The sequence below is a fragment of the Leptospira yasudae genome, assembly GCF_003545925.1.
In the GTDB taxonomy this organism is placed as follows: Bacteria; Spirochaetota; Leptospiria; order Leptospirales; family Leptospiraceae; genus Leptospira; species Leptospira yasudae.
In genome coordinates this window covers 153,431-178,645 of record NZ_QHCU01000001.1, presented here as the reverse complement: position 1 = coordinate 178,645, position 25,215 = coordinate 153,431, and the positions used below count along the sequence as shown (strand labels likewise).

Here is a 25,215-nt window from a genome sequence, read left to right as displayed (position 1 = left end):
ACTTTTAGGTGAGAATTGTATGATGCGAATTTCCTTTTTTCATTTCCGAACGGCCCTTCTGCTTCTGTCCGTTCTTTTGAGTTCCTGTAAATTTCTCGGGATCGGATCGATTCCGATCGATGTTCTCAAATCCAAATACGCAAACTCCGAGTCTCAGTTTCTTCAGATCGGAAACGTAAACCTTCATTTTCGAGACGAGGGCAAGGGGCCGGCGGTGATTCTTCTGCACGGAGTATGCGCTTCTTTGCATACTTGGGACGACTGGGTCGCGTCGCTCAAGGGAAAATATAGAATTATTCGGATCGATCTTCCGGGCCACGGTTTGACTTCGATTAACGGCGATTTGGCGGTGTTGGATCCGATGGAAGGAGTAAAACTTTTGGAGGAGTTTCGAAAACGTCTCGGTCTGGAGAAGTTTCATCTCGTGGGCAACTCGATGGGCGGTTATATTTCCTGGAACTATTCTTTATCGTATCCGAATCGAGTGGAGAAGATGGTGTTGATCGATGCCGCCGGTTATCCTCAACCTTTGCCCGAATTGATCGCGTTCGGAAGTCATCCTCTCGTTCAACCCGTCGCGAAACTTTCCACTCCGAGTTTTCTGGTGAGCCGCGGTATCCGTCAGGCGTACGGAGATCCTTCCAAGTTAAAGGAAGAAGTCGAGGATCGTTACGTGGATCTTTCTATGCGGGAAGGAAACAGGGAAGCGATCGCGAAGATCTTTCAGATCGCCAGAGAAAAATTCACGAACGAAGAAATCTCCGCACGAATCAAGGAAGTTCAAACTCCGACCTTGGTGATGTGGGGAACCGAAGATCATTGGTTGAAATACGAATACTTTCCGAATTGGAAACGAGATTTGAAGAATGCGAAGTTCGCCGTGTATGAAGGCGCGGGTCATATTCCGATGGAAGAGATTCCGGATCGGACGGCAAAGGATTTGGATTCGTTTCTTTCCGGCGTTCTTTAACACGCCTTCGATTCTATCGGCGCTTCGCTTTTCTAACGCAGCGCCGATAGAAGAGTTCCTGCAATTTTGGCTTGATCCTGCGCGAAAGGAATAGAATTCTTATGCGGAAGGTTTTCATGCTGCAACAATCCACTTTAGATTTTCTTAAAAAATTAGCGAAGAATAACAACAAGGTTTGGCTCGACGGTCACAAGGACTTGTTCACTTCCGCAAAGAACGATTTCGAAGCCTTGATCACGGAGCTGATCTTCGGACTTGCTAAAGTCAATCCTGCGCTCGCGGGCGTAGACCCTAAAAAGTGCATCTTTCGAATCCACAGAGACGTTCGTTTTTCCAAAAATAAGGAACCCTATAAGACCAATTTCGGCGCGAGCATCGGAGCGCAGGGCAAGGATTTGGGAAGGCCTCTTTTTTACATCCACGTTCAACCGGGCAACGAATCCTTTATCGCGGGCGGTTTGTATATGCCCGATACCAAGATTCTGCGCGGAGTGCGCGAGGCTATTTTAGAAGATTCTAAAGTTCTTAAAAAGATCGTTCAGGATAAGAAGTTTATCAAGGAGTTCGGCGGTCTTTCGGATATGAAACTCAAAACCGCTCCGAAAGGTTTTTCAAAGGATCATCCCGATCTGGAATGGATTCAATACACGAGTTATATCGTGGAACGAAACGTTTCCGACGCGGATCTTTTATCGAAAACGTTCGTTAAGAATACGATCGAATCGTATCGGATTCTTCAGCCGTTTTTGAACTATCTGGACGGTTTGGTTTAAGTTCTAAGCGCTTCCGTAGCGGCGCCTGCAGGACACATCTCAAATCGAAACACCGGCACTTCTTACGTTGTTAAGCGAAGTCTTGCCTTGTGCGACGTCTATCTTACCGCGTTTCTTGGCAGAAGGTTTTCCAAGTTAATAAATGAGTAGGGTCTTGGCGCATCGCGGCCCGACATTCTTCTTGTGTGTTGAATTCTCCCAGCGCTATGTTCCCTCTTACGGAATGCAACCAAAGGATCCAGATGCTTAAAAGTGTCAGGCTCATTTTCATTTTTAAACCCTCCCGGAATCTGCGGTATTGCGACTGATCCAGGAATTAGAAATTGTACATTATACGGCGGAAAAACCGATACAAAATTATCGGAAATTATTTATTTCTTGTTTAACTAAAAGACGGCCCGCTACGCCAAATTCGTTGCTTTTTCCCGGCAGTACATTCCCGAGGATTTCGTTTATAGATTTTACGGAGTTTTTAAATGCCCCCTCGAGTCTTACGGGAAACGAAACGTTTCCGATGCTTATCTTTTATCGAAAACGTTCGTAAAAAACGATCGAATCGTATCCGTTTTTCGACCGTTTTTGAAATACCTCGACGGTTTGGCTTCAGTTCTAAGTTACTCGGATTCTTTGCAGCGGGTTTTCCACACCAACAGATGCGTTTTATCCTGACGGATCGCGGTTCTGCATTCTTCCTCGGTGCCGAATTCTCCTAGGGAAATGTTCCCCCTTACGGAATGTAACCAAAGAACCCAAACGCTTGCGATCATTAGAAACTGTTTCATGTCGAAAATCTCCTCGAAGCCTTAAACTTGGAAAACGAATTCTGAGATTTTTAGACAAACAAATCCCTTTCATCCCTCATAACCCTTTGGAAATTTATTATTTTTAAAGGGTATAAAGAGTTACCGCCAAAGGGGTAGTTTCGTTAATGCGAAGAAAGGATTTATTCCTACTCCCCGGTTCCGTAGATCTTATTAGCGGTGATTTTTGCAGGCTCCAACGTGCAGTCTTCCTTTAAAAGTGTGATTCTTCCGGTTTCATAAACTCCCCGATTGATTTCACAAGTGGAAAAGCTTCGATTGTAAGAGGAGATTGCGTAGACTGCACCGGTGGTTCGAATTGCATCGATACAACGATCTACGGAATGTCCGGAATAGGTTTTCGATTTTGAAATTCCCATCGCTTCGATAAAAAATAAGTGCGAGGTGGTAAGGCTTACGATTCCGGCGGAATAGGAATACGTGGTAGAACTTGCACTTGCGCCGTTTTCATAGGCGTTGTAATCCGCTTGCAGAGTATAACTTTGTGCGGTAGTTCCTTCACACGCGATATAGACGGCTTCCCAGGGGTTCGGTCCTATCGTAAAGATTATCTCTAAACCCGGCGTCAGAGAAAAATTAACGCCGAATGGAATGAAGCTATTGTTCGAGCTTTCATCCGCTCCGTAACTGAGCTTGCAGGCTGCGGCGCCGGAGAGCATGGTAAATTTCGTTGAGAGAGTCTGAGGGCTGGTGAATTGAAACACGTCCTTATCGGCCGGACTTGAAATGATACCGTTCACCTGCATTCTTGGAAATTGAGGATACTGAGCTTGTATGGTTTGTGCGGTCGAATAGGTTTCGTTCGGTTCGGCATCGATCCCGATTCCATACGGAGGAGACGTTGTTCCTATAGAGTTGCAGCGAGCCGGATTTGTACCGTACCCGCCTATTGCTTCGTAAACGGATACGACGGAGATCTCTTTCGAGATTCGTTTGATCGCTTCTTCACCGGTGACTTGTTCGTTTTTTATACTTTGGCAACCGGCCGCAAATAGGGTAAGAATGAATATGATTTTCGCTTGGTTCATGGGCCGCCCTTCCTGATTCTTTTACGCTTCGTAATTTTTTGAACAGACAGAAAGGACGGATTTTTTAATCCGAAATGGGTTTATTTCTGAACTTCGTTCAGGCCGCTCGCAACGTTCCACTGCTCGCTGGCTAAAACGCTCTTTATGAATCGCGTTCTATGTTTGATCTTCCGCAAGGACGATCAGGCTGTCTTCGGGATGGATCGAAAAGGCGGTATCCTTCAACGGGATCAAATGCACGCCGTATCCTTTTTCCTCGTCTTTTTCCTCCGAAGCGATTCGAATTCCGAAACAGGTTTCTCCCCGTTTTAAGGCCGCGCTTACACAATCCGCAAAACTCAGGGTTTGAGGAAGGTGTTCGAAGTAAAGTGAAGCCGGTTTCAGATAGATTTCGCTTCCTTCCGGGCTGAACAGATTTTCGTAAATCCGCATCACGTCCGGTTCCTGCGAAACCTGAGCCATCATCTTGGATACGAACTGATTGGAAATCAGGAAGTCCTTTACGCCCGTTTCGAGAACGATCTCCGTATTTTCCGAGTTCATGATTTCGGTGATCAGCTGTGTGGAAGGTTGATTTCCCGTTTTAAACGCGTATCGTTTGAAGTATTGTCTGAAACGAAGCAGCAACGAGATCGTCTGCGCGTCCACTTCTTCGATGTTTTCCTTTTCTTCCGCCAAGAATATTACGGAATCGTAAGATTCGGGTGCGAGCCGTTTCATCACCGATTCTTGGGAAAGATCGGCTTGAAAGGATCGAAGAGTGATCTTCGGATATTTTTTCTTGAGTCGTATTACGGTTCCCTTAAATTCTTCGTCGATCTGTTTGACGAGAATGTCTATGGTCGATCCGGGAGAAACGAACTTCGCATATTCCTCCACGATCAGAGGACTTTTGGAATTCCAGCCGACGATGAGTTGTTTGTCGACCGGATTGGATCGTTTCTTTTTCGGGAGTTGGAAGTCTCTCGGACTTGCGACCGCGGTTTCCGCGTAGCGGATTTTGGAATCGTCTTCCGCGAGAAGCACCGCGTCTTCTTTGTCGTCGGGCGTGTAATCGCTCGGCGGATTGAGTACGATTTCTCCGTCTTCCCTTCTGAATCCGAGAGGAACCGATTCGTTAAACCGAAACGCGATTTCCTTGTAGTTGAGTCCCTTCCAGCCGGAGGAAGGTTTGTAGAAATAGATCTCGTCTCCTTCGAATCCGACCAAGTTGGAATAGACGACGGCGAGTCCGGACGTTCTCGAAGTCTGCACGAGTAATTTTGCGAGAATGTTTCTTTCGTCCATAACTTGGATCGAAGAGGAAAGTTCCTGCGCGATCAGACGGTTTTCCTCGTTGTAGAGTTCGGCCACGATCGGGGGTAATTCTTTTTCATGTCCAAGCGCGACTAACGCCATCAAAGACTTTAATACCTTGGCGTCGCCGATGTTTCTTCCGTCTTTGCCGTCCTCTTCTCCCGAGGAATTCAAAACCAATACGGACTTCGCTTCTCCCGCGTTGACTTTGCGAAGGGAATGAAGACTGGAAGGCGTTCCCGAACGTGTGATGATCTTCGTCGTTTTGCGTTCCTCCAAATTCTCCGCCAAGTAATCGTCCATGACTTCCTTGTCTTCTTCCGCGAGAATGACTACAACGGCTCTCGACTCGGATGAATTCGCTTCGATGAGTTCCTTGATGATTTCCACGACTCGAACGCCGAATCCTAAGATGATCGTATGATCGGATTCTAATACGTCGCTCTTTCCTTTTCTCAGATCCTGAATCTTCTGATCGAATTGATTGGTAATGAAGGCCACTAAACTCGAAAAGAGTACGAGTCCGAGAAACACGGTGAGAATCCCGGTCGTTTTATTGAACCAGTTCGATTCTCCGTCCTCCGCGACGGCGCCCGCGTCGGAAATTTGAAGAAACACTCTCCAGAAAAATTCTCCGTTGCCTTGTATCGATTCGTCCGGCGCGACGAGTCCGCCTAACAGTCGTAGGATGGAAAGGAACACGAATGCGATTAAGAATAATGTGATCAATGCGGCAAAGACCGATCCGCCGCCTCGGGACATGAAGTTGTCGAAGTGATACCGAAATTTATCCGAAAATGTATGTTTTGATTTCATGAGAGGAGAATGGAATCCAAACCCTCGTTTTTATCAAATGGAAAATAAATTCTTTCTGAAAAATCCGCGTGGATTTCGGGAGGTTTCCGGGAGAAAAATACGGACGGTCCGTTTGTTATTCCGAACTTCAGAGAACGGAAGAAACGTATAATAAAAGGGAAAGAAAAAGACAAAGGGGAGAATAATAAGCCGTGTCGCTTTGCGCGAACGCCGTGCCTTTGATTTTTTTAAAGAAGCCGACCAATCGAAAATCTCCGATCGCTCGAAGCAAAAAGACGAAGGACAAAAAGACGGTTCCGTATCGACATACGTCTTGTAAAATTCCGAGCGGAAACTGCATTCTGAGTCCGATCGGTAACAAGGCTGCCAGGAACAACAGGATTCCCACCGCTGCGGTGGCGAGTCTTCCGGGTTGGAAGGCCGGTTTCCCCTGTATTTCCGGGACTACACGATTTTTTCCCAACGCTCCTCCGAACATCCAGTAAAAGTGAAATCCGGATAGAATCAACAGGATCAAACCGGAAGTCCAGGACGTTATTTGGGCGATAAGAAACATATTCGTTTATTGTAGAAGTTCCACCGTGGCGGATTCCGGATTTTGGTTCTGATAGAGTTTCATCAGCAATCGAACCAATTCCAGTTTTTCTTCTTCCGTAAATCCCCGATAGAGATTGTTCACTAAGGATCTGGAGATTCCGAGCAATACCGGTCTTACCGAATACGCTTTCGGAGTCAGTTCCAAATGAACGATTCTCTGATCCTCGGGATCTCTCGTTCTCTCGACAAATCCCAACGCTTCCAGCTTATCTACAAGAGCGGTTAACGTGGATTTGTCTCGATTGATCATCTTGGCGATTTCCTGCATCTGCGCCTTTTTCTTTTTGACGAGTGCGAACAGGATATCCGCGTGAGTGGTCGTTAACGGACCCAAACCTTTTTCTTTCAACTCCAGGTTCAGGTGTCTGTGAAATTCGTCTCGAATTCTCGAGATCATATAGATGATCAGTCTAGGACTCATATTTTACCTAATCTTAGAAATTTTTTTCTTATCAGGCAAATTGATATAGATAGATTACCTCTCCTACCGCAGCGGCTTTCGTGGATCCTTCGGTTTCAAAAGTCATCTTCAGAGTCATTCTCGCCGTACCTCTCAGGTCTTTCAGCTCGATCAACTCCGCTCTAATTCTCAACTTGCTTCCTACTTTTACGGGCTCTAAAAACCGAAGTTTTTCCATCCCGTAATTGATCCCCATCTTAATATTCTTTAATTCTAATATTTGAGATAAGAGGTAGGGTGCCATGGACAAGGTAAGATATCCGTGAGCGATCGTTCCTCCGAACGGAGATTCCTTAGCGGCTCTATCCGGGTCCGTGTGAATCCACTGATGATCCAGGGTCGCGTCGGCGAACTTATTCACCTGCTCCTGAGTCACCGTGTGATAATCGGAAACCCCGATTTCCTTTCCGGTATAGGCTTCTAATTCGGCAAAACTGGACAATACTACCTTAGCCATGTTTTTCTCCTTTTACTCCGTTTTGTTTTTTAATTTTTCAGTAAGATGTTCAAAAATTTCGGATTCTAAAATGGACAAGTCGATGTTGTCCTGAAGTCCGAATGCCTTTCCCGAATAAATCGCTTTCCAGAGGATTTCTCCGCTGTCCGTGTCCATCGCTTTGACGGTCACTTCCATAACGGAATTTCCGGAAGCGGTTCCGTAATCGGTGACGTCCGTAAATACGACGACGTCGCCTTTGAGTTGTTTTGCGATTTTGATTCCCTTTTCTTCGTTGAGGGAATTGTCCGCTTCGAACGCGGTTCGGAATTGTTTTTCCGCGTTGTATTTTTCCTGGATCTTTCCTCCGTATCCGAGGATCGCCAGTTCCAGTTTTTCAAAACTTCTGGATTCTAAGAATTTTTTCTGTTCGCCGTTCGCCTCTTTCGACAACCAACCTGATCGAATCTGAACCGGGAAGACGACGTGTTTCGCTTTTTTCTCGGGAGTGAATCCTCTTCGAACGAACACGGTTCCGAAGATCGAGTTTTTGGAGGACGCACAAGCGGAGAACGTGAAAAGGAATAAGAGCAGGGTGAGAATTCTCCCGATGTAGGAAGGGATTCCCGTTCGGGAAAAGTAAAATGCGGTGCGAGCGGCGGACAAATCGTTTTCCCTTTCGTTCCATTACTACCAGCCGTCACTCAACCCATTTGTCCATCCGTTTTTTGCCAAACCGTTCGGCCGATTCGGGCGTTCTACGCAAAATTCTAATTTAGGATATTTTTATTTTCCGCTCGGACCTGTGTGAACGGAGATTTCTTTTTCGGTGTGAAATTCTCTTCGTTCGGAAACGGGCGAAGCATGCGACATTTCCTTTTGAATTTGCGTTGACAGGCTATATGCAAACGGGAGTCTAATAGTAGCTATGGATAGCGCTCCCGAGCACCTTGGCCCACTACTGATTCAATTCTTACTCGGAGTCGGATTCTCCGCTCTGATTCTTACCCTTGCCATACTCATCGGTCCTAAAAAGAAATCCAAACCTCAGGACACGTTCGAATGCGGCGTTCAATACTATGGAGATGCGAGAGGGCTTTTCAACATCAAGTTCTATCTCGTCGCCGTATTGTTCATCCTGTTCGACATCGAAGCGGTGTTTCTGTTTCCGTATGCGGTCAACCTGATCGGATTTAAGAACGCGGGAATCGGACTTTTTCTCGTGATAGAAATGTTTGTGTTTGTCCTCACGTTGGTCGTAGGTTTATACTATATCTGGAAGAAAGGAGCCTTGGAATGGGATTGAGTGACTTAAGTAAAGCCCCGGGCCAAGCCCTGGGAGATATGGTTCAACTCGGTAGCATCGAGTCCGTGATCCAATGGGGAAGAAGTTATTCGCTTTGGCCGTATCCGTTCGCGACTGCGTGCTGCGGAATCGAATATATGAGCACCGCTTGTTCCGATTACGATATCGCCCGTTTCGGAGCGGAACGTCCTTCGTTTTCTCCGCGTCAGGCGGATATGATTTTGGTTCTCGGTACGATCACTTACAAGATGGCTCCCGTTCTTCGTCAGATTTACGATCAGATGGCGGAGCCTAAGTTCGTGATCAGCGTCGGGGCCTGCGCTTCTTCCGGAGGAATGTTCAACACCTACGGAGTGCTTCAGGGAGTGGATCGGATTCTTCCCGTGGACGTATATGTTCCGGGCTGTCCTCCTAGACCCGAAGCGATCTTAGACGCTCTCTTGAAATTACAGGCAAAACTGAAAACCCAGGGGCTGGAAGCAAGACGTCAGGAAGTGATGCAGAAAATCCAGGAATTGAACGAAAGAAATAAACCCCTGGTTGTACGATGAAAGAAGAAGTAGAACGTTTCCTCAAAGAAAAATTTTCCCATTTTTTGGATACGCAGGAAGAGGTCGTCTCGAACGTTCCCGTTTTCTTTTTGAAAGCGGAAGGAATCGTTCCGGTTCTCGCCGCGTTGAAAAACGATCCATCACTGAATTATAATTTTCTAAACGACTTAACCGCGATCGATTGGCTCGGAAAAAAAGAACCCCGATTCGAAGTTTGTTATCTTCTCCGTTCGGGAAGTAAGGCTTCGAGCAGGATTCAATTTAAGGTTCGGCTCGAAGACGGAGAATCGCTTCCGAGCATCACTTCCGTGTTCAAAGGCGCGAACTGGCCCGAGCGGGAAGTCTACGATCTTTTCGGAATCTCCTTTATCGGTCATCCGAGTTTGGATCGGATTCTCATGCCGGACAACTTTCAAGGACATCCTTTGCGTAAGGATTTTCCCTTGGAAGGATTCGGACAGGATTATCTCATCGAAGACCTTCTTCATATCCACGTGAACGAAGACATCACAAAGGAAGGAGGAAAGTAGAATGATGTATGAAAAAACGGCCGAACATTTCGGAAAGAAGTTCGCCAATCTTCCCGAAGGACATCTTCTCGTAAACCTCGGACCTTCGCATCCCGCTACGCACGGAATTTTACAGAACGTGATCCAGCTCGACGGAGAAAGGATCGTCGAAGCCGAATCCATCATCGGTTACGTTCACCGCTGTTTCGAAAAATTAGGAGAACGTTATACATACAATCAGTTCCTCGTCTGCACGGACCGGATGAACTACGTTTCCACTCCGCTCAACAACATCGGATGGATTCTCGCCGTGGAAAAGATGATGCAGGTGGAAGTCCCCGACCGCGTAACGTATGTGAGAATGATCATCTCGGAACTTTCGAGAATCATGGATCATATCATCTGCACGGGAATTTTGGGAGTGGACCTCGGAGCGTTCTCGGGAATGCTGCACCTCTTTCATCACAGAGAGAACATCTATCAAGTCATCGAAAAACTCACCGGCGCGAGATTGACAACGACGTTCTGCAGAATCGGCGGACTCGAAAAGGATATTTATCCCGAGTTCGAAAAGGAAGTAAAGCTGATCTGCAAGGGATTAAAACCCGCGATCGAAGAATTCAACAGTCTTCTTCTCAAAAATAAAATCTTTCTCGGGCGCACCGAAGGAATCGGCGGAATCTCCGCGGAAAACGCGATCGCCTACGGATTCAGCGGCCCGAATCTCCGCGCCGCCGGAGTGGATTGGGACGTCCGTAAAGACGAACCGTATATGCTGTATGATAAGGTGGACTTCGACGTTCCGATCGGAGAGGACGGTTCCGTTCTTCACAGAAGTTTGGTGAGAATGGAGGAGATGCGTCAGTCGATCCGGATCATCGAACAGCTCGTGGACGGAATTCCGAGCGGAGCTTGGCACGCGGATCTGCCGCACGCCTATCTTCCCGAAAAGAACAAAGTCTACAACAACATGGAAGAATTGATCTATCACTTCAAGATCATCATGCACGGTGTGAAGGTTCCTCCGGGAGAACACTACATGTCCACCGAAGCGGCCAACGGAGAACTCGGATTTTACATCGTGTCCGAAGGGGAAAAGTCTCCCTGGAGAGTTCACGTTAGACGCCCTTGTTTCTGGTATTATCAATCGTTTGCGGAATTGGTCCGCGGAGGACTTCTCGCGGATTCAGTCGCGACGATGAGTTCTTTGAACGTGATCGCGGGGGAGTTGGACTGCTGATGAGCTATAAGTTCAGTGAAGAATCCGAAAAAAGATTCCGGAAGATGCTGGAAGTATTCCCGGACAAACGTTCCCTGATTCTCCCTTGTTTGTATATTTTACAGAGAGAACACGGTTTTGTGGACCAGGAAGGAATGAATTACATCGCGGAGCGTCTCGGAGATCCGATTTCTCTCGCGCAGGTCTACGGAGTCGCGACGTTTTATACTCTTTACAATAAGAAACCGGTCGGCAAATATCACATCCAAATCTGCGGAACCTCGAGCTGTTATCTGCAAGGGAACGATACGATCGAAAAACATCTCTGCGAGAAACTCGGAATTCATCTCGGACAAACGACTCCCGATAAAAAATTCACTTTGGAAGAAGTGGAATGTCTCGGAGCCTGCGGTTACGCGCCGATGGTCCAGATCAACGACGATTTTTACGAACAGCTGACACCCGAAAAAGTGGATCAGATTCTAAGCGGCCTGAACTGACAAAGGAACTCCTTATGGCAGAAATGAAACTTCTCACGAAATACATCGACAACCCTAAGTCCGCCGAACTCGAGTTCTACGAATCGGTTCACGGATACGACGGCTTGAAAAAAGCCCTTCAGATGAAACCGGACGACATCATCACCGAGGTGAAAAAGTCCGGACTCAGAGGAAGAGGGGGCGCGGGATTTCCGACCGGACTCAAATGGTCCTTCATTCCGAAAGACATTCCGAAGCCGAAATACATCATCTGCAACGCCGACGAAGGCGAACCCGGAACATTCAAAGATCGTAAACTGATCGAGAACCTTCCGCACCAGATCATCGAAGGAATGATCATCGGCGCCAAAGCGATCGGTTCCAACAAGGGATTCTTTTACATCCGCGGAGAATTTCAAAAAGGCGCGAGAACCATGCAGAAGGCGATCGACGAAGCCTATGCGAAAGGGTATCTCGGGCAGAATATTCTCGGAAGCGGATTCGACTTCGATCTGATTTTATACGAAGGCGCGGGCGCTTATATCTGCGGAGAAGAAACCGCACTCATCAATTCTCTCGAAGGCAGGAGAGGTCATCCAAGATTGAAACCTCCTTTCCCCGCGGTGTCGGGACTTTATCGTTCTCCGACCGTGGTGAATAACGTGGAAACGTTTTCGGCGGTTCCTCATATTCTCGACAAGGGAGCGGATTGGTATTCCAAGATCGGAACCGAAAAATCTCCGGGTACGAGACTCTTCAGCGTTTCGGGTCACGTAAAACGTCCCGGCGTTTACGAAATCGAATTAGGAACTCCTTTATTAGAACTTGTGAATGATCTTTGCGGAGGAATCGTAGACGATAAACCTCTCAAGGCGATCATTCCCGGCGGATCGTCCGTTCCGATTCTCACAGCGGAAGAATGTAAAACCGCGAATATGGATTTCGAATCGATGGCGGCCCACAAAACCATGCTCGGTTCGGGTGCGGTGATCGTTCTTGCCGAAGGCACGGACATTGTGGAGACCACATATCGGTTCGCGAGATTCTACGCTCACGAATCCTGCGGTCAATGTACGCCTTGCCGCGAAGGAACTCATTGGGTTCGCGACATTCTTTATAAAATCCGCGAAGGAGAAGGAACGACCCAAGACATCGACTTGATTCTTTCCTTATCCAGAAACATGGAAGGGGGAACTACGATTTGTCCTCTTTCCGACGCGTGTGTGGGAGCGGTTCGTCCCGCTTTGCAGAAGTTTCGCGCGGAGTTCGATGCAAGATTGAAGGAAAAACCGGAACCCGTTCCCGATCATCCGAAAAGAAGAAAAGAAGATAGAATCGGCGAAACCGCGGGGGGACAAAGAACTCCATGAATTGGAATGAAGTTTTATTTTGGCTTTTGAAAAGCGGACTTTTCTTTTTCATTCTCATCACCGCCTGCGCATATTACACGCTCGCGGAAAGAAGAGTGGCCGGTTTTATTCAGGACAGAAAAGGTCCGAACCGTGCGGGGATTTGGGGACTTCTTCAACCTCTCGCCGACGGTATTAAATTCTTAACCAAAGAAGAAGTGTTTCCGATGCAGGTCAATCGCGTGATGTATCTCATCGCGCCTGCGATCTCGATGACTTGCGCGATCATGGCTTGGTCCGTGGTTCCTTTGGGCGGGCAGATTCCTCTTCCTCCTTGGCTTCAGGAAAAAACCGGCCTGACCTTTTTGGATCTGCAGATCGCAAACCCGGATACGGGAATTCTCTTTTTATTCGCGATCTCTTCTCTTGCCGTGTACGGGATCATCATCGCGGGTTGGGCGAGTAATAACAAATATTCGTTGTTAGGCGCGATCCGTTCCACGGCACAGATGATCAGCTACGAACTTCCCTTGGGAATGAGCGTGGTTGCCATCGTGATTCTTACCGGCTCTTTGAAACTTTCCGACATCAGCGCGTCTCAGGCGGGACTCTGGAATATCTTCAAACTTCCGGGGTTCATCGCGTTTTGTCTGTTCGTCGTAGCGATGTTCGCCGAAACCAACCGTCTTCCTTTCGACTTGGCGGAAGCCGAGTCCGAACTCGTTGTCGGGTTTCACACGGAGTACGGAGCGTTTAAGTTCGCATTATTTTTTATCGCGGAATACATGAACATGATCACCATGAGCTGCGTGGTGACTCTTCTGTTTTTCGGGGGGTATCAGGTGCCTTTCGGATTGCTGGAAGGAAACGTTCTTCAGCCCGCGCTCGGACTGGTTTTGTTTTTGGGTAAGGTTCTCTTTTTCGCATTCTTGTTTATGTGGGTGAGATGGACCCTTCCGCGTTTTCGATACGATCAACTCATGAGCCTGGGATGGAAAAAACTCATTCCTTGGGCGATTTTGAACATCGTCATCGCAAGCATCTATATACAATTTTAAAAAACTAAGAATATGCCATACACGGATCAACCTCAACTGCTTCTATTCTTTCTGTTTTCGGCGGTGATGATACTCAGCTCTTTGGGGGTGATCTTTCATCCGAACGCGATCACCGCCGCGGTTCTGCTCGTATTGAGTTTTTTCTCGCTCGCCGCGATCTATGCGGTGATGAACGCGATTTTCATCGCGACGATGCAGCTTCTCGTATACGCGGGGGCGATCATGGTGCTGGTCGTGTTCGTGTTGATGCTTTTGTCGCTGCGCGAAGACGATACGAAACTCTTCATCTTCGAAAAACCCATTAAGAAATTGTTATATTTGGGATTGGTACTGTTCTTGGGCGTTTTGCTCGTCACTGCGGTTCAGGACGGAATTCCTTCCGAAACTTCGCAAAGAATCGGTTACGGGGCGAACACCAACCAACAATACAGTTATCCGATCCCGCAAGGCGGAAACACCGCCAACCCGATCGCGATTACGACTTCGGGAAACACCGCCGTCGTGGGAAGCGCCATGTTTTTACGATACCTTCTTCCGTTTGAACTGATTTCCTTGTTATTGCTCGCGGCTGTGCTTGGCGCGGTCGTACTCGGAAAAAAGAATTTAGGGAAGAACGCGGAAGGAGGAAACCTATGAGTCTTTGGATTTCCGGAATTCCGATGCACTACTTTCTGATTCTTGCGATGATCATCTTTACGATCGGTGTCGCGGGAGTGATGGTAAGAAGAAGCGCGGTTTTGATCTTTATGTCGGTGGAGTTGATCTTGAACTCGGTGAACCTCGTGTTCGTGACTTTCTCGAAGGCGCTTCATCAGGTCGACGGAGAAGTGGTCGTCTTTTTCGTAATGGCGATCGCGGCCGCGGAAGCGGCGATCGGACTTGCGATCGTGATCGCGATTCATAGGCTCAAAAAGACGAGCTACGTAGACGAAATGAATCTGATGAAATGGTAGGAATAGGAAGAATGGAAATTGCAAATCTTATCCCTGCGTTAGTCGCTCTTCCGTTGATCGGATTTTTGATCTCCGGTCTTTTCGGCAAATGGCTGAAAGGATTCACGGGGATCATTTCGACCGGCGTCGTCTTTTTATCCTTCGCGCTGGCTTTGTTGTCTTTTGTTCTGTTTCATCCGATGGAACGCACGATTCCCGAAATCGTAACCGTAATGCCTTGGATCGAAACGGGCGAACTGAACGTATCTCTCGCGTATCAAGTCGATCAGCTCTCGCTTTATATGATTTTGATCATCACCGGAATCGGGGCGCTCATCCATCTTTACAGCATCGGATATATGAAGGACGATCCCGGTTTTGCGCGTTACTTCGCTTATTTGAATTTGTTTATCTTCGCGATGTTGAATCTGGTACTTGCAGAAAACTTAATTCTTCTCTTTCTCGGATGGGAAGGAGTGGGGCTTTGTTCGTATCTCTTGATCGGATTCGACTATCACAAAGAGTCCGCTGCCAACGCGGGCATGAAGGCGTTTATCACGAATCGAATCGGCGACTTGGGAATGCTTCTCGGAATCGCGCTCGTGTTTTGGTATACGGGTAGCGTTTCCTTTACGCAAATCGCGGAATCGATTCCGGAAATCCCTTCCTTTCGATACGTGATTCCATTGGCGGCGATCTGCTTTTTTATCGGAGCGATCGGAAAATCGGCGCAGCTTCCCTTGCACGTGTGGCTTCCCGATGCGATGGCGGGACCGACTCCCGTTTCCGCTTTGATTCACGCGGCGACGATGGTGACTGCGGGAATCTTTTTGATCGCAAGACTCAATCCTATCTTTTTATCCGCGCCGCAAGTAGGACATTGGATCGTAATCATCGGATCGATCACCGCTTTTTTTGCCGCGACGATCGGACTCTTTCAAAACGACATCAAGAAGGTATTGGCGTATTCCACCGTATCGCAGCTCGGATATATGTTCGTCGCGATGGGAGCGGGCGCTTACGTCGCAGGGCTCTTTCACTTGATGACGCACGCGTTCTTTAAGGCGCTTCTCTTTTTGGGATCGGGTTCCGTGATCCACGCGCTTCATCACGAACAGGATCTGCGAAACATGGGCGGACTCAAAAATCAGATGAAGATCACTTGGTTGACCTTTTTGATCGGATCGCTCGCGATATCGGGAATTCCTCCGTTCAGCGGATTCTTTTCCAAAGATCTAATATTAGAAAAAAGTTATGCGTATGGAACTCTCTTTTACGGACTCGGAATTGTTACCGCGCTTTTAACCGCGTTTTACATGTTCCGCATGACATACCTCGCGTTTTACGGAGAATCTAGAGTGTCTTCCCACAAGGCGGACCACTTGCACGAGTCTCCGCTCGTAATGACGATTCCTCTGATGATTCTTTCGATCGGCGCGGTCGTTGCGGGATTTTTGGAAGTGCCTCACTTTTTGTTCGGAGGAGTGGACGCTCTTACACGTTACTTCGCTCCCGTCTTTGTCCGCGGAACCGAAATTTCCGAGATGATCGTCAAACATTCCGTAGACGGTCACGAAACCGGAGCCGCGATCGAGTTGATCTTGGTGGCCGTATCGGTAGCCGTTGCGATCTCCGGAATCTTTATCGCAAGAACGATCTTCTTAACGGGAAAAAACGTACCCGAAGCGGAAGAATCGCATACGGGCGTGAAACGGATTCTTTCTCAGAGATACTACGTCGACGAGTTTTATAAGAACTTCATCGTGGAACCGATTCTCCTGCTCGGAAAGTTTTTCGCGGGATACGTGGAAAGAAATTTCTTGGATCTGATGCTGCGCGGTACGGGAAGAATCGCGGTCGCGATCTCTCTTGTGTTGCGAAGGGTTCAGACCGGAATCATCGTGGACTACGCGATCCTGATCGTATTCGGAACCGTGGTCATTCTTTCCTTTTTTCTATTGAGGGGGCTGTAACTTGGATTTCCCGCCGTATATATTGAGTATTTTTTTATTTCTTCCGTTGATCGGAGTGCCGTTCTTATTTTTTTCCAATAGCGTCTATTGGCTGAGGCTCGTCGCCGGATCGTTTACGCTCGTTCCGTTTTTGATCATCGTAGGCTTGTATTTCCAATACGATCCTTCGAATTCCGCTCTTCAATTCGTGGATCGCATCTGGGGAATCGTAGTTTCCGGAAATCTCAGGGTCGATTATCATATCGGACTCGACGGATTCAGTCTTCTACTCTGCGGAATGTCCTCCTTGCTTTTCTTTCTTTCCACGCTCGCCACTTGGTCGAGCATCACGAATCGTATTCGCGAATTTTATGTTTATCTAATGATCGTGGAGATGAGCGTTCACGGAGTGTTCTTGTCCGGGAACCTCGTTTTGTTTTATATCTTCTGGGAAGCGATGGTATCTCCGATGGTTCTGATGGTCGGAATCTGGGGAGAGGATCAGCGCGTAAAGGCCGCGATCAAATATCTGATCTTCTCGTTCACCGGATCGGTTTTGATGCTTGCAGGAATTCTAATCTTGTATTTCAAAACCGGAACGATCGTGATCGAAGAATTGTCCACGGGACTTCTTCCCGAAATTCCGAAGAATATCCGTTTGTTTATGTTTTTCGCGTTCGTCCTTGCGTTCGCGATCAAAGTGCCTTTGTTTCCGCTTCATACTTGGATGCCGGACGTTCACTCGCAGGCGCCTACGGTCGGTTCGGTGGATCTTTCCGGAATCTTATTGAAGATCGGATTATACGGATTCGTTCGGCTTGCGATTCCGTTGTTCCCCGAAGAAATGTTGGAATACAGAGAACTTCTCGGAGGACTTTGTATCGCGGGAATCATCTACGGCGCCGTGATCGCAATGGCCCAGGAAAATTCCAAACGAGTCGTCGCGTTCTCTTCCCTATCTCACATGAGTTTTTGTATGCTCGGGATTTTGAGTTTTACGGAAGAAGGGATGGCCGGTGGAATGTTGCAGATGCTAAACCACGGATTCACCGCGGGGATGCTATTCTTCATGTTGGGAATGCTGCATGAAAGAATCGGCAATAACGATATAGCGAAGGCCGGCGGTTTATCCAAACTCCTTCCCGTCTTTTCGGTCTTTTTTGCGATCGCGATATTTTCGTCCTTGGGAGTTCCCGGGACGAACAGCTTTATCGGAGAATTTTTAATCATACTCGGAAGCATCAAAGCGAACGTCGTATACGGCGCGTTAGCCGCCACCGGAGTCGTGTTCGCCGCCGGTTATCTTTTGTTGTTCGCAAAAAGAATGATCTTCGGGGAACCGACCAAAAATCTGATCGAACATCACGACCTCAGTCTGAAAGAATGGATCATTCTGATTCCTACGGTCGTCATGATCTTTTGGATCGGAATCTATCCGAAACCGTTTTTAAAAGTATTGGAACCATCGGTTAAAGTCGCGTTAAATTCTGCGTCCGCAAAAGCGATTCGGGATCGTACGGCGAGTTCGTTTAAAGAAACGGATTTGAACGGAAGGACGGTGGATAACGCAAGAAAATACGTTTCCTACCGTTCTCTCGGCGAAGAACCGGGCGATTACGAGGAACGTCTGAACGGTTTTCAAAGTAAATACTCGCTGCCGAAATCGATCCGCAAGGGAAAGGAAACTTCTCCGACAGGGGACGAGGAGGCTCAAAAATGAATCTAATCCCGAACGTCCTCGATCTATTTTCCATTCTTCCCGCGTTGATTCTCGCTGCGGGCGGAGTCTTTCTCATCTGTCTTTCAGTGATTTTTAAAACGAAAGAATTCCTCATCGTGCGATACGTGTCCGGTTTGATTCTTCTTATAGCGTTAGGGAGCGTCTTTTATACCGCGTTTCGTTTTCCGGGTAACGGAGTTTATTTCGGCGGTCAGATCGAAAATTCGGTGTTGTCCTTTTGGCTGAATCTGATCTACATCTCGATGGCGATCGGAACGGCGGCGGTCGTACCGAGAATATTAAAGAATCATAAAATAGAATTTCCCGAGTTTTATCCGCTCTTACTGTTCGCAACCTGCGGGATGATGCTGATGACGAGCGGACAGGACTTTATTCTCGTCTTTGTCGCGCTCGAACTCATGAGCATTTGCTTATATATTCTGATCGGAATGGCGAGAAGCGATCTGTTTTCTTTGGAAGCTACGTTGAAATACTTTCTGCTCGGAAGCTTTTCTTCCGGGTTTATGTTAATGGGAATCGCGTTTCTTTTCGGAGGAAGCGGTTCTACGAATATCACGGCGGCGTTAAAACCGCTGCTGATCGCGGGCTATCAAGGAAACTTCGCAAAAATCGGACTCGTTTTGTTCATTACGGGAGTCGCGTTTAAGATCGCGCTATTTCCATATCATGCGTGGACCCCGGACGCATACGAAGGAGCGTTGACTCCGGTAACGGGTTATATGTCCACCGCCGCAAAGGCAGCGTCGATCGGACTTCTTCTCGTGCTTTATACGAAACTTCCTTTGCCTTTGGAAGACAGCACCTGGGCTTGGCTGCCGGGAATTCTTGCGTTGTTGTCGATGGTCTACGGAAACCTGCTCGCATTAAAACAGGAAAATTTAAAGCGAATGCTCGCGTATTCTTCGATCGCACACGCGGGTTACGTCGTGGCGGGAATTTCAGCGGGAATCAAGGAAGAAGTTCTCTTTTATCTCATCGTGTATTCGTTTATGAGTTTGGGAGCGTTCGCAATTCTCGCGTATTTGGAAGAAGGAACCAGACAAGTAACCTTCTTTTCCGTTCAATCCTTATCGGGAGTGAAACCTTTCACAGCGATCGCAATCAACATCTTCTTTATGTCCTTGGCGGGAGTTCCCCCGTTCGGAGGATTTTGGGCGAAGCTGTTTCTCTTTCAAAAGCTCGCGGAGTCGGATCATCTGATGAACCGCATTCTTTTGATCGGGGGAGTGACCAACTCCGCGCTCGCGCTCTATTACTATCTACGGATCGGAATCGCGACCTTTATGAGCAGCGACGAAGGGGAAATTTCCCGCAATCACGCCGCACCGTATAGCTTAGGAGTAACCGTCGTCGTTGTGGTTTGTTTCTTTATGGTCGCTCTCGGTTGGTTTTTGCTCGTTCCGGGCAATCTTCTCGCGATCGGCGCTTTGCAATATCTGAGCTATTGATTCTTTTTCAAAAACGGGGCGCCTCCTTTTCATCTCCGATGAAAAGGACCGCGCTCTTCCGCGACTCCGCATTCGCTTCGGCCGCAAGGCGGCTGCTTCGCATCGCTCCGATCGCTGGCGCGGGGTTTTGTCGTAGTTCCGACGAACTTTCCGTAATACAAGAAAGCCCCCGCCCGAGTTCGGGAGGTGGAGGCGGGCTCGTGGGCACCATCGCCGAACTTTCCATTAACAGAAAATTCAACTTTTGTAAACTAAAATCCCGAGTGCGATATCCGTCGTACCTCCGACAAATCTCTAAAGACAAACGAAAGTTCTTGAAGAGTTCTTCCTTTGCGATAAGCTCAAAGATCCATGAACCGACTCGCGCTCATCCTGATTCTTTTCGGATTCTTACCCTATTGTAAAGAATCCGTTCCACCGTCTGCAATCGCTACTACTGGCGATGCGCGGGAGCGCTTCCGCTCGTATTGGGAATCCGGAACCGCGGAAATCTCCTCTTACAATTTGAGCCAGGTTCGTTACGGGGAAAATCATACGGGTAAGGCGATTCTCGTATTCGTCACGGAAGACTTCTCCAGAACGAAACAAGTCAAACTCGATCAACCCGAACTTGCCGAAAACGATCGCGCTAAAGTGTTAAAGCTCAACTTTGTAAAGAATTTCGTGACGGGAATCTACGCGTATTCGATGACTCTTTCCGTCTTTACGCCGTTGGAAGCCGAAAAATATCCGCATTCGTTGAAAGAGTCCATGTCTTCTCAGGAATGGTGCGGAAACGTATTCACACAATTGAATCTAGATAAGGATCAATTCAGAATCGAATCGTATTCTTATTTCGAAACGGAAGGAGATACGAAGTTCTTTTTAAAAACCGAAATTCTCGAAGACGAACTCTGGAACCGAATCCGTTTGGACCCGGAGTCCGTGCCTACCGGAGAAGTCGCATTGATACCGGGATTCTTTCACGTACGACTCAATCATAAGGAATTAAAACCTCTCAAAGCGGTCGTTACGAAGCAGAAACTGGAAAACGATTTTATCTATACGATCTGGTATCCGGAAGAGGAAAGAACTCTGAAGATCAGAACGGATTCTTCATTTCCGTTTAAAATTCTCGCATGGGAGGAAACCTTTTTGGACTTCAACGGACATCTGATGACCACCTATGCGGTGTTGGACGCGAGCATCCAGAGCGATTACTGGAATCGAAACAAGAATGAATTCCGGGATTTGAGGAAAAAACTCAAACTTACCGAAGACTCTTTGTTTTAAGAGGTTGTCAGCCTTCTGCCTCTCAAAGAGCCTGTGTTTTTAATCGTATATTCGAAAATTCGAAAAGAGTATTAAACTCGCGGGAGGAATCGTGAACATCGAAATCGGCAAAGGATTAAACGGTCTTTATTTTGGAATGTCCAAGGAAGACGTAACGTCGAAGTTGGGAGAACCCGACGAAATCTACGACTATGATTACGAAGGTTCTCTCTCGACCGGATTCGAATATTTTTCTCAGGAATCGGAATACGAGTTCGATAAGGACGAAGGCGATCGTTTGTATTCGATCACGATTTCCAATCCTTCCATCCGCTTATTCGGAAAACCGATCATCGGAGAATCGATCGAAACCATTCGCGAACTCCTGAGCAAAAACGGGATCGACGATTTCGAAGAGGACGACGAGGAACACGATCACGAAGGTCACGATCATGACCACGACGACGAGGATCATGTTCACGGAGTGACCGCGTTCTCCGATAAACTCAACGCGATTTTTCAGTTCGAAGAAAACGAACTGATCTTTTTCGGGTTCAGTCCGCTCTTCAAAGACGACGCGATCGACTGGCCGAAATACTAATCCGAGTTCGACGAATCGGCCGATCCGAAAATCGTTTGACTTTGCCTTTTTAGGAAAGAAACTAAAAGAGCGGATATCGATTTTATCCGCGGGGCTGCGGTTATGATGGTTCGTATTCGGATCGATCGGCTTTTATGGTTCGTTTTGTTTCTAACGTTCAACTGCGCCTATTTGAACGTGAATCCGAGTCTTGTCACCGGAGCGGAGGCGAAAGAAATCATCAATGATCGACTTCTCTTAAGTCGAATCGTTTATCTTATGGCTTTGACCGAACCGGAACCGATGCGTTCGAACGCTGCAGCCGGATTGACGCTCACCGTCTTGATTCCGGACGGTATCGGGATCGATGAAAAGAAAATGTATCAGAAGGACGCGGTGGACGAATGCGCGGATCAGATCTTCTTCGTATCCTTGATCTCCACGGGACTTTCCACCTTTGTATGCAAGGCGACCAATCCTCCGATCAGTATTCCGATCATCAGTAGAAAATTATAATATTTTAAAGTTTTGCCGCGGTAAACGTTTCACTCAGCTCCACTGGAGAGTTTCCGCCGAAGCGACGTAGATCGCCTTAAAAACTTCTTCCCAACTGTCTTCTACCTCGTGCGTATACCAAGGCCCGAGCCATTCCTCGAGCGCAAAGATCCAGGCTTTTTCCAAAAGAGGAAGTTCTTCCGCTCGGTTGCAGATTTTTAGACATTCCATTCCGAAAGAATGAATCGCCTTTTCGAATTGTATCTGCTGGGAACTGGAAAGAATGATATTTCTCGCAGAGTTCATAAAGGATCGAACCTCTTCGATTTGAAGTCTGTTGAAGATATCCTCGTATTTCGGACTGTTCTCTTTGAGATACAGGAAAAACAATTCAGCGAATTTAATTCGATCCAAGTTGATGATGTCGAACGAAGCGCTTAAACTCTTGAGTTGATTTTCCGTAATATTCATACCCGATCTCCGTAAACGATCCCGTTAAAAGATGCGAATAGAATAATCGATGTTAAAATTAAAAGCTTCTTACTTTATAAGCCAGTGAAGATCAGAATATAATATGGCACCACAGGACGCCTCATTCATGAAACAGTTCCAACTCCAAAACCTCGGTTTTGTCGATTCTCTTTACGTTTCCTTTCGAGTCGGTAAGAACATAAGTTTTTTCCCGTTCTTCCAAAGTGCCTAAATACGTCTTTTTGTCCTTCAAGGTGATTTTATATACGGGTTCGGACGACGGATTTTCAACGGAGAATTCTTTCTGAATCAAATCCATCGTTTCGCGGCTATGATTCGTCTCCGCTCCGTTCACCGTTTTCCGGGAATCTTCCGAAAGTTTTCTGTATTGATCGAGTTCGATCGAATGAATTTTTTCGACTTGGATTCGGGGCTCTGGAGAAGATCCGGTTTTTTCTTTTTCAAAGGCTGAATATTCGGCGTAGATATCCGCGGTGATTTTGAGTTCCTTCTCGATTCCGCGAACTCGAACCGCGCCTTCCAGAACGAGAATTCTGTCCTTTTCCTGCTTGCGTTTTGCGGTCAATACGAGCGTCGTTCCCAACAATTCGGAATACAAGGAATGAACCCGAGCCGTCACTTTTAAGGAAGGATTTTTCTTATAGGTCGTAAATATTACGATTCCTGAATTTAATTCCAGATTGATTCCCGGTTCTTCCGAGAAAATTTCGAATTCCGAATCGGGAAGGAGACGGACGACCAAACCCAATTCTCCCTCGATCTTGTAGTCGCATAAGGATTCTTTTCCGGATTTGATAAGAAGGGAACGTTTTTCGTTTTTCAACTCGCAGGAGCCGCTTGTTACGGATTTTACTGTTTCAAAGCGGGTTTCTCCCCGGAAGAAAAAGAGAAAGTAGAACCCGAGAATTCCGAGCAGAAACAAACACGCTGCGGATAACATTCCATTTTTAGAATATATGGAAAATCGAGAAGGCCCGATAACGGAAACGTTCTCCTCTTTTTTAAGGCTCGGTTCGAGCGATCCGATTTTGTTTTTTAATTTCATCAGCTCGAAGAATTCTTTTTTGGATCGGGGATCATTTAAAAATTCCAAGAGCTCCGTTCTTGTCATTTCGTTCGCCAACGCGCGCTGCATTTGGGTTCTTCGGCTTTGATTTTGATTCGTTGACATTCTGCTTCTCCTAATCACCTTCAAAAGCGAAATCTGCGCGTTGCAGTTTCATTCTTAATACTTGTAACGATGCGTACGTCTTGCGATTTACCGTACGCACCGAAATTCCCAATGAGTTTGCCGTTTCCTGGATCGTGCATTTCTGCATAAACCGGAATCGAATGATTTTCCTTTCCAATTCCGGCAATTGTTCGACCTCTTTTCGAAGAAGATCCAATTGTTCGTCTTCTTCTTCCGATTTTTTTTTCGCCGTTGCGACCGCTTCCAGATACGACTGCGAGTTATCGATTTCCTTATTTTGAACCGTATTCTTCTTTTTAACCAAGTCCAAGAACTGATTCTTCGCGATCGTTATGATCCAAGAAGTTTCATTCCCTTTTTCGGGATCGTAATTCCCCCAATGACGCAGTACCTTGATAAACGTTTCCTGGCAAACTTCTTCGGCCTCTTCAACGGATGCTCCTTTGCTTAAAAGGAATCGATAAATTTTTTCGTAATTTCTCGAATACAATCCGTCGAAATCAAAAGTTTGCTCTTCGAAACTTCGGCTCATCTATTTTTATTAACGAGTTGACCTTTTGAAAAGTGCCAACGAAATCGGAAAAAAATAAAATGTTGAATCGATTCCTGATTTTTTTTCTGATCTTAATCCCGTTTTTGGTTCCTATTTTTACGTTGAGCGCGAAGTCCATTTTGCTTAAAAACGGCAGAAAGATCGAGAATGTGAACGTAAAGATTATCTCTTCGGGATTTGAAGTTCGTTATAAGAACGGGAAGATCGAACGATTCTCCCTGCAAGAAGTGCAGAAGGTCCATTTTTCGGATTCGATTCCGGAGAAGAGCTCGTCCGTCGTTTCGAATCAAGACAAGTCAAAAAATTCTTTCCAAAAAACGGAAAACAAAAATCCGAAAGAAAAAGACGAACTTGTAAAACCGCTTTTACCGAATCCAAACGAAGAATCGGTACGTTCGTCCGGACCCAAACAAAAATCGAAGGTTGCCGTCGTTGCGGAAGGTTTGATTCCCGGTTGGTCTCGTTTGGTTCGTTCCGATTCGTATTCTTGGAAAGGGGTCGGTTTCTTTTTTATGGCGGCGGAACTCTTTCTCGCTTATAAAAGTTACGTATATCTAAAAGCGCCGACTCCCGGTTCGGAGGCGGATCTTCCTCCTTCTCCTCAGATGCTACTTGCCTTTCTGCTGAGGGATAGTAATCTAACCAGCGTAGCCTTTTTGAATTCTACGTATTCTAATTCTCAGAAAGTCGTCGTTTCGGATGGAACGATGATGGAGCGGGACCGTTATTTTCAAGAAAGACAAATGTATGTTTCAGCGTTCGTTTTCGTTTTAATTCTCGATGCGTTCTTAGGATACCGTCACGAATTCGGGAACGTTATTCCTTCCTTCAACGTTTCCTTCCAACATAAGGAAGTATCGGGAGGAATCACGATTCGTTTTTAAATACGGCGTGGCACAATTTTTTTTTTG

The 25,215-nt window shown here is 46.9% G+C and carries 28 protein-coding genes; 18 read left to right on the top strand and 10 right to left on the bottom strand.

Annotated elements, in window-relative coordinates; all coding sequences use genetic code 11:
• Nucleotides 1–19: 19 nt before the first annotated feature.
• Nucleotides 20–970, top strand: coding sequence for an alpha/beta fold hydrolase (locus DLM76_RS00820; RefSeq protein WP_241548155.1), 951 nt, complete (start codon nt 20–22; stop codon nt 968–970).
• 116 nt (nt 971–1,086) lie between these two features.
• Entirely contained in the window at nt 1,087–1,743 is a 657-nt protein-coding gene (locus DLM76_RS00815) for a DUF2461 domain-containing protein (RefSeq protein WP_118964120.1), read from the top strand.
• 614 nt (nt 1,744–2,357) lie between these two features.
• On the opposite strand, the gene DLM76_RS21510 is transcribed toward DLM76_RS00815, so the two are convergent.
• The 7 genes from DLM76_RS21510 to DLM76_RS00780 form a co-directional block, all read right to left on the bottom strand.
• Nucleotides 2,358–2,525 carry a hypothetical protein gene (locus DLM76_RS21510; RefSeq protein ID WP_158586056.1) on the bottom strand — a complete coding sequence of 56 codons (168 nt, stop codon included), beginning with the start codon at nt 2,523–2,525 and terminating at the stop codon, nt 2,358–2,360.
• 167 nt (nt 2,526–2,692) lie between these two features.
• Nucleotides 2,693–3,592 (bottom strand): hypothetical protein, encoded by a 900-nt coding sequence (locus DLM76_RS00805; RefSeq protein WP_118964118.1) that lies wholly within the window; start codon nt 3,590–3,592, stop codon nt 2,693–2,695.
• 156 nt (nt 3,593–3,748) lie between these two features.
• On the bottom strand, nt 3,749–5,704 hold the full coding sequence (locus DLM76_RS00800; RefSeq protein ID WP_118956328.1) for a CASTOR/POLLUX-related putative ion channel: 1,956 nt from the start codon (nt 5,702–5,704) through the stop codon (nt 3,749–3,751).
• 127 nt (nt 5,705–5,831) lie between these two features.
• On the bottom strand, nt 5,832–6,260 hold the full coding sequence (locus DLM76_RS00795; RefSeq protein WP_118956329.1) for a DUF3995 domain-containing protein: 429 nt from the start codon (nt 6,258–6,260) through the stop codon (nt 5,832–5,834).
• A gap of 6 nt (nt 6,261–6,266) precedes the next feature.
• Nucleotides 6,267–6,722 (bottom strand): MarR family winged helix-turn-helix transcriptional regulator, encoded by a 456-nt coding sequence (locus tag DLM76_RS00790; RefSeq protein WP_118956330.1) that lies wholly within the window; start codon nt 6,720–6,722, stop codon nt 6,267–6,269.
• 31 nt (nt 6,723–6,753) lie between these two features.
• Nucleotides 6,754–7,218 carry a MaoC family dehydratase gene (locus tag DLM76_RS00785; protein ID WP_118956331.1) on the bottom strand — a complete coding sequence of 155 codons (465 nt, stop codon included), beginning with the start codon at nt 7,216–7,218 and terminating at the stop codon, nt 6,754–6,756.
• Between the two features lie 12 nt (nt 7,219–7,230).
• Entirely contained in the window at nt 7,231–7,809 is a 579-nt protein-coding gene (locus DLM76_RS00780; protein WP_406600707.1) for a hypothetical protein, read from the bottom strand.
• Between the two features lie 316 nt (nt 7,810–8,125).
• On the opposite strand from DLM76_RS00780, the gene DLM76_RS00775 reads away from it, so the two are divergent.
• From DLM76_RS00775 to DLM76_RS00700, 15 genes are all read left to right on the top strand, one after another.
• Entirely contained in the window at nt 8,126–8,503 is a 378-nt protein-coding gene (locus DLM76_RS00775) for an NADH-quinone oxidoreductase subunit A (RefSeq protein ID WP_118956333.1), read from the top strand.
• Complete coding sequence (locus DLM76_RS00770) at nt 8,494–9,054, top strand: NADH-quinone oxidoreductase subunit B (protein WP_118956334.1); 561 nt, start codon at nt 8,494–8,496, stop codon at nt 9,052–9,054. Before DLM76_RS00775 ends, DLM76_RS00770 begins: the two co-directional genes overlap by 10 nt.
• On the top strand, nt 9,051–9,584 hold the full coding sequence (locus DLM76_RS00765; protein WP_118964117.1) for an NADH-quinone oxidoreductase subunit C: 534 nt from the start codon (nt 9,051–9,053) through the stop codon (nt 9,582–9,584). Before DLM76_RS00770 ends, DLM76_RS00765 begins: the two co-directional genes overlap by 4 nt.
• A 1-nt stretch (nt 9,585) precedes the next feature.
• The gene (locus DLM76_RS00760; protein ID WP_118956336.1) at nt 9,586–10,803 is read left to right on the top strand and encodes an NADH-quinone oxidoreductase subunit D; all 1,218 of its coding nucleotides are present in this window, start codon (nt 9,586–9,588) and stop codon (nt 10,801–10,803) included.
• Entirely contained in the window at nt 10,803–11,282 is a 480-nt protein-coding gene (nuoE, locus tag DLM76_RS00755) for an NADH-quinone oxidoreductase subunit NuoE (protein ID WP_118956337.1), read from the top strand. Before DLM76_RS00760 ends, nuoE begins: the two co-directional genes overlap by 1 nt.
• Before the next feature lie 14 nt (nt 11,283–11,296).
• On the top strand, nt 11,297–12,631 hold the full coding sequence (gene nuoF / locus DLM76_RS00750) for an NADH-quinone oxidoreductase subunit NuoF (protein ID WP_118964116.1): 1,335 nt from the start codon (nt 11,297–11,299) through the stop codon (nt 12,629–12,631).
• The gene (gene nuoH, locus DLM76_RS00745; RefSeq protein WP_118956339.1) at nt 12,628–13,668 is read left to right on the top strand and encodes an NADH-quinone oxidoreductase subunit NuoH; all 1,041 of its coding nucleotides are present in this window, start codon (nt 12,628–12,630) and stop codon (nt 13,666–13,668) included. Before nuoF ends, nuoH begins: the two co-directional genes overlap by 4 nt.
• Nucleotides 13,669–13,680: 12 nt before the next feature.
• Entirely contained in the window at nt 13,681–14,304 is a 624-nt protein-coding gene (locus DLM76_RS00740; RefSeq protein ID WP_118956340.1) for an NADH-quinone oxidoreductase subunit J family protein, read from the top strand.
• On the top strand, nt 14,301–14,621 hold the full coding sequence (gene nuoK, locus DLM76_RS00735) for an NADH-quinone oxidoreductase subunit NuoK (protein ID WP_118956341.1): 321 nt from the start codon (nt 14,301–14,303) through the stop codon (nt 14,619–14,621). The genes DLM76_RS00740 and nuoK overlap by 4 nt, the downstream gene beginning before the upstream one ends.
• Before the next feature lie 11 nt (nt 14,622–14,632).
• Nucleotides 14,633–16,573: an NADH-quinone oxidoreductase subunit L gene (gene nuoL / locus DLM76_RS00730; RefSeq protein ID WP_118964526.1), complete on the top strand. Its 1,941-nt coding sequence runs from the start codon at nt 14,633–14,635 to the stop codon at nt 16,571–16,573.
• A 1-nt stretch (nt 16,574) separates the two neighbouring features.
• Nucleotides 16,575–18,272: an NADH-quinone oxidoreductase subunit M gene (locus tag DLM76_RS00725; protein WP_118964115.1), complete on the top strand. Its 1,698-nt coding sequence runs from the start codon at nt 16,575–16,577 to the stop codon at nt 18,270–18,272.
• On the top strand, nt 18,269–19,741 hold the full coding sequence (locus DLM76_RS00720; RefSeq protein ID WP_118956343.1) for an NADH-quinone oxidoreductase subunit N: 1,473 nt from the start codon (nt 18,269–18,271) through the stop codon (nt 19,739–19,741). The genes DLM76_RS00725 and DLM76_RS00720 overlap by 4 nt, the downstream gene beginning before the upstream one ends.
• A gap of 351 nt (nt 19,742–20,092) precedes the next feature.
• Nucleotides 20,093–21,013, top strand: coding sequence for a hypothetical protein (locus DLM76_RS00710; protein ID WP_118964113.1), 921 nt, complete (start codon nt 20,093–20,095; stop codon nt 21,011–21,013).
• A gap of 91 nt (nt 21,014–21,104) precedes the next feature.
• A complete protein-coding gene (locus DLM76_RS00705) occupies nt 21,105–21,593 on the top strand; it encodes a hypothetical protein (protein WP_118964112.1) in 489 nt (162 codons plus the stop codon).
• A 102-nt stretch (nt 21,594–21,695) separates the two neighbouring features.
• The gene (locus DLM76_RS00700; RefSeq protein WP_118964111.1) at nt 21,696–22,088 is read left to right on the top strand and encodes a TIGR04452 family lipoprotein; all 393 of its coding nucleotides are present in this window, start codon (nt 21,696–21,698) and stop codon (nt 22,086–22,088) included.
• A gap of 33 nt (nt 22,089–22,121) precedes the next feature.
• Here the strand turns inward: DLM76_RS00700 and DLM76_RS00695 are convergent, their stop codons facing one another.
• From DLM76_RS00695 to DLM76_RS00685, 3 genes are all read right to left on the bottom strand, one after another.
• A complete protein-coding gene (locus tag DLM76_RS00695) occupies nt 22,122–22,538 on the bottom strand; it encodes a globin (protein WP_118956348.1) in 417 nt (138 codons plus the stop codon).
• Between the two features lie 121 nt (nt 22,539–22,659).
• Complete coding sequence (rsx, locus tag DLM76_RS00690) at nt 22,660–23,730, bottom strand: LIMLP_03685 family anti-sigma factor (RefSeq protein ID WP_118964110.1); 1,071 nt, start codon at nt 23,728–23,730, stop codon at nt 22,660–22,662.
• Nucleotides 23,731–23,740: 10 nt separating this feature from the next.
• The gene (locus DLM76_RS00685; RefSeq protein ID WP_118964109.1) at nt 23,741–24,283 is read right to left on the bottom strand and encodes an RNA polymerase sigma factor; all 543 of its coding nucleotides are present in this window, start codon (nt 24,281–24,283) and stop codon (nt 23,741–23,743) included.
• A gap of 59 nt (nt 24,284–24,342) precedes the next feature.
• Here DLM76_RS00685 and DLM76_RS00680 point away from each other — a divergent pair, with 59 nt between their 5' ends.
• Nucleotides 24,343–25,188: an LA_0442/LA_0875 N-terminal domain-containing protein gene (locus DLM76_RS00680; RefSeq protein ID WP_241548154.1), complete on the top strand. Its 846-nt coding sequence runs from the start codon at nt 24,343–24,345 to the stop codon at nt 25,186–25,188.
• The last annotated feature ends 27 nt before the right edge of the window (nt 25,189–25,215 follow it).

Bases quoted from the DNA above. Each gene is read 5' to 3' on its own strand.
- DLM76_RS00680 (WP_241548154.1), top strand. From the start codon at position 24,343: ATGTTGAATCGATTCCTGATTTTTTTTCTGATCTTAATCCCGTTTTTG.
- DLM76_RS00820 (WP_241548155.1), top strand. From the start codon at position 20: ATGATGCGAATTTCCTTTTTTCATTTCCGAACGGCCCTTCTGCTTCTG.
- rsx (WP_118964110.1), bottom strand. From the start codon at position 23,730: ATGTCAACGAATCAAAATCAAAGCCGAAGAACCCAAATGCAGCGCGCG.
- DLM76_RS00760 (WP_118956336.1), top strand. From the start codon at position 9,586: ATGATGTATGAAAAAACGGCCGAACATTTCGGAAAGAAGTTCGCCAAT.
- DLM76_RS00765 (WP_118964117.1), top strand. From the start codon at position 9,051: ATGAAAGAAGAAGTAGAACGTTTCCTCAAAGAAAAATTTTCCCATTTT.
- DLM76_RS00770 (WP_118956334.1), top strand. From the start codon at position 8,494: ATGGGATTGAGTGACTTAAGTAAAGCCCCGGGCCAAGCCCTGGGAGAT.
- DLM76_RS00790 (WP_118956330.1), bottom strand. From the start codon at position 6,722: ATGAGTCCTAGACTGATCATCTATATGATCTCGAGAATTCGAGACGAA.
- DLM76_RS00710 (WP_118964113.1), top strand. From the start codon at position 20,093: ATGAACCGACTCGCGCTCATCCTGATTCTTTTCGGATTCTTACCCTAT.
- DLM76_RS00805 (WP_118964118.1), bottom strand. From the start codon at position 3,592: ATGAACCAAGCGAAAATCATATTCATTCTTACCCTATTTGCGGCCGGT.
- nuoE (WP_118956337.1), top strand. From the start codon at position 10,803: ATGAGCTATAAGTTCAGTGAAGAATCCGAAAAAAGATTCCGGAAGATG.
- DLM76_RS00775 (WP_118956333.1), top strand. From the start codon at position 8,126: ATGGATAGCGCTCCCGAGCACCTTGGCCCACTACTGATTCAATTCTTA.
- DLM76_RS00800 (WP_118956328.1), bottom strand. From the start codon at position 5,704: ATGAAATCAAAACATACATTTTCGGATAAATTTCGGTATCACTTCGAC.
- DLM76_RS00700 (WP_118964111.1), top strand. From the start codon at position 21,696: ATGATGGTTCGTATTCGGATCGATCGGCTTTTATGGTTCGTTTTGTTT.
- DLM76_RS00815 (WP_118964120.1), top strand. From the start codon at position 1,087: ATGCTGCAACAATCCACTTTAGATTTTCTTAAAAAATTAGCGAAGAAT.
- nuoH (WP_118956339.1), top strand. From the start codon at position 12,628: ATGAATTGGAATGAAGTTTTATTTTGGCTTTTGAAAAGCGGACTTTTC.
- DLM76_RS00720 (WP_118956343.1), top strand. From the start codon at position 18,269: ATGAATCTAATCCCGAACGTCCTCGATCTATTTTCCATTCTTCCCGCG.
- nuoF (WP_118964116.1), top strand. From the start codon at position 11,297: ATGGCAGAAATGAAACTTCTCACGAAATACATCGACAACCCTAAGTCC.
- nuoK (WP_118956341.1), top strand. From the start codon at position 14,301: ATGAGTCTTTGGATTTCCGGAATTCCGATGCACTACTTTCTGATTCTT.
- DLM76_RS00685 (WP_118964109.1), bottom strand. From the start codon at position 24,283: ATGAGCCGAAGTTTCGAAGAGCAAACTTTTGATTTCGACGGATTGTAT.
- DLM76_RS00695 (WP_118956348.1), bottom strand. From the start codon at position 22,538: ATGAATATTACGGAAAATCAACTCAAGAGTTTAAGCGCTTCGTTCGAC.
- DLM76_RS00785 (WP_118956331.1), bottom strand. From the start codon at position 7,218: ATGGCTAAGGTAGTATTGTCCAGTTTTGCCGAATTAGAAGCCTATACC.
- DLM76_RS00740 (WP_118956340.1), top strand. From the start codon at position 13,681: ATGCCATACACGGATCAACCTCAACTGCTTCTATTCTTTCTGTTTTCG.
- nuoL (WP_118964526.1), top strand. From the start codon at position 14,633: ATGGAAATTGCAAATCTTATCCCTGCGTTAGTCGCTCTTCCGTTGATC.
- DLM76_RS00795 (WP_118956329.1), bottom strand. From the start codon at position 6,260: ATGTTTCTTATCGCCCAAATAACGTCCTGGACTTCCGGTTTGATCCTG.
- DLM76_RS21510 (WP_158586056.1), bottom strand. From the start codon at position 2,525: ATGAAACAGTTTCTAATGATCGCAAGCGTTTGGGTTCTTTGGTTACAT.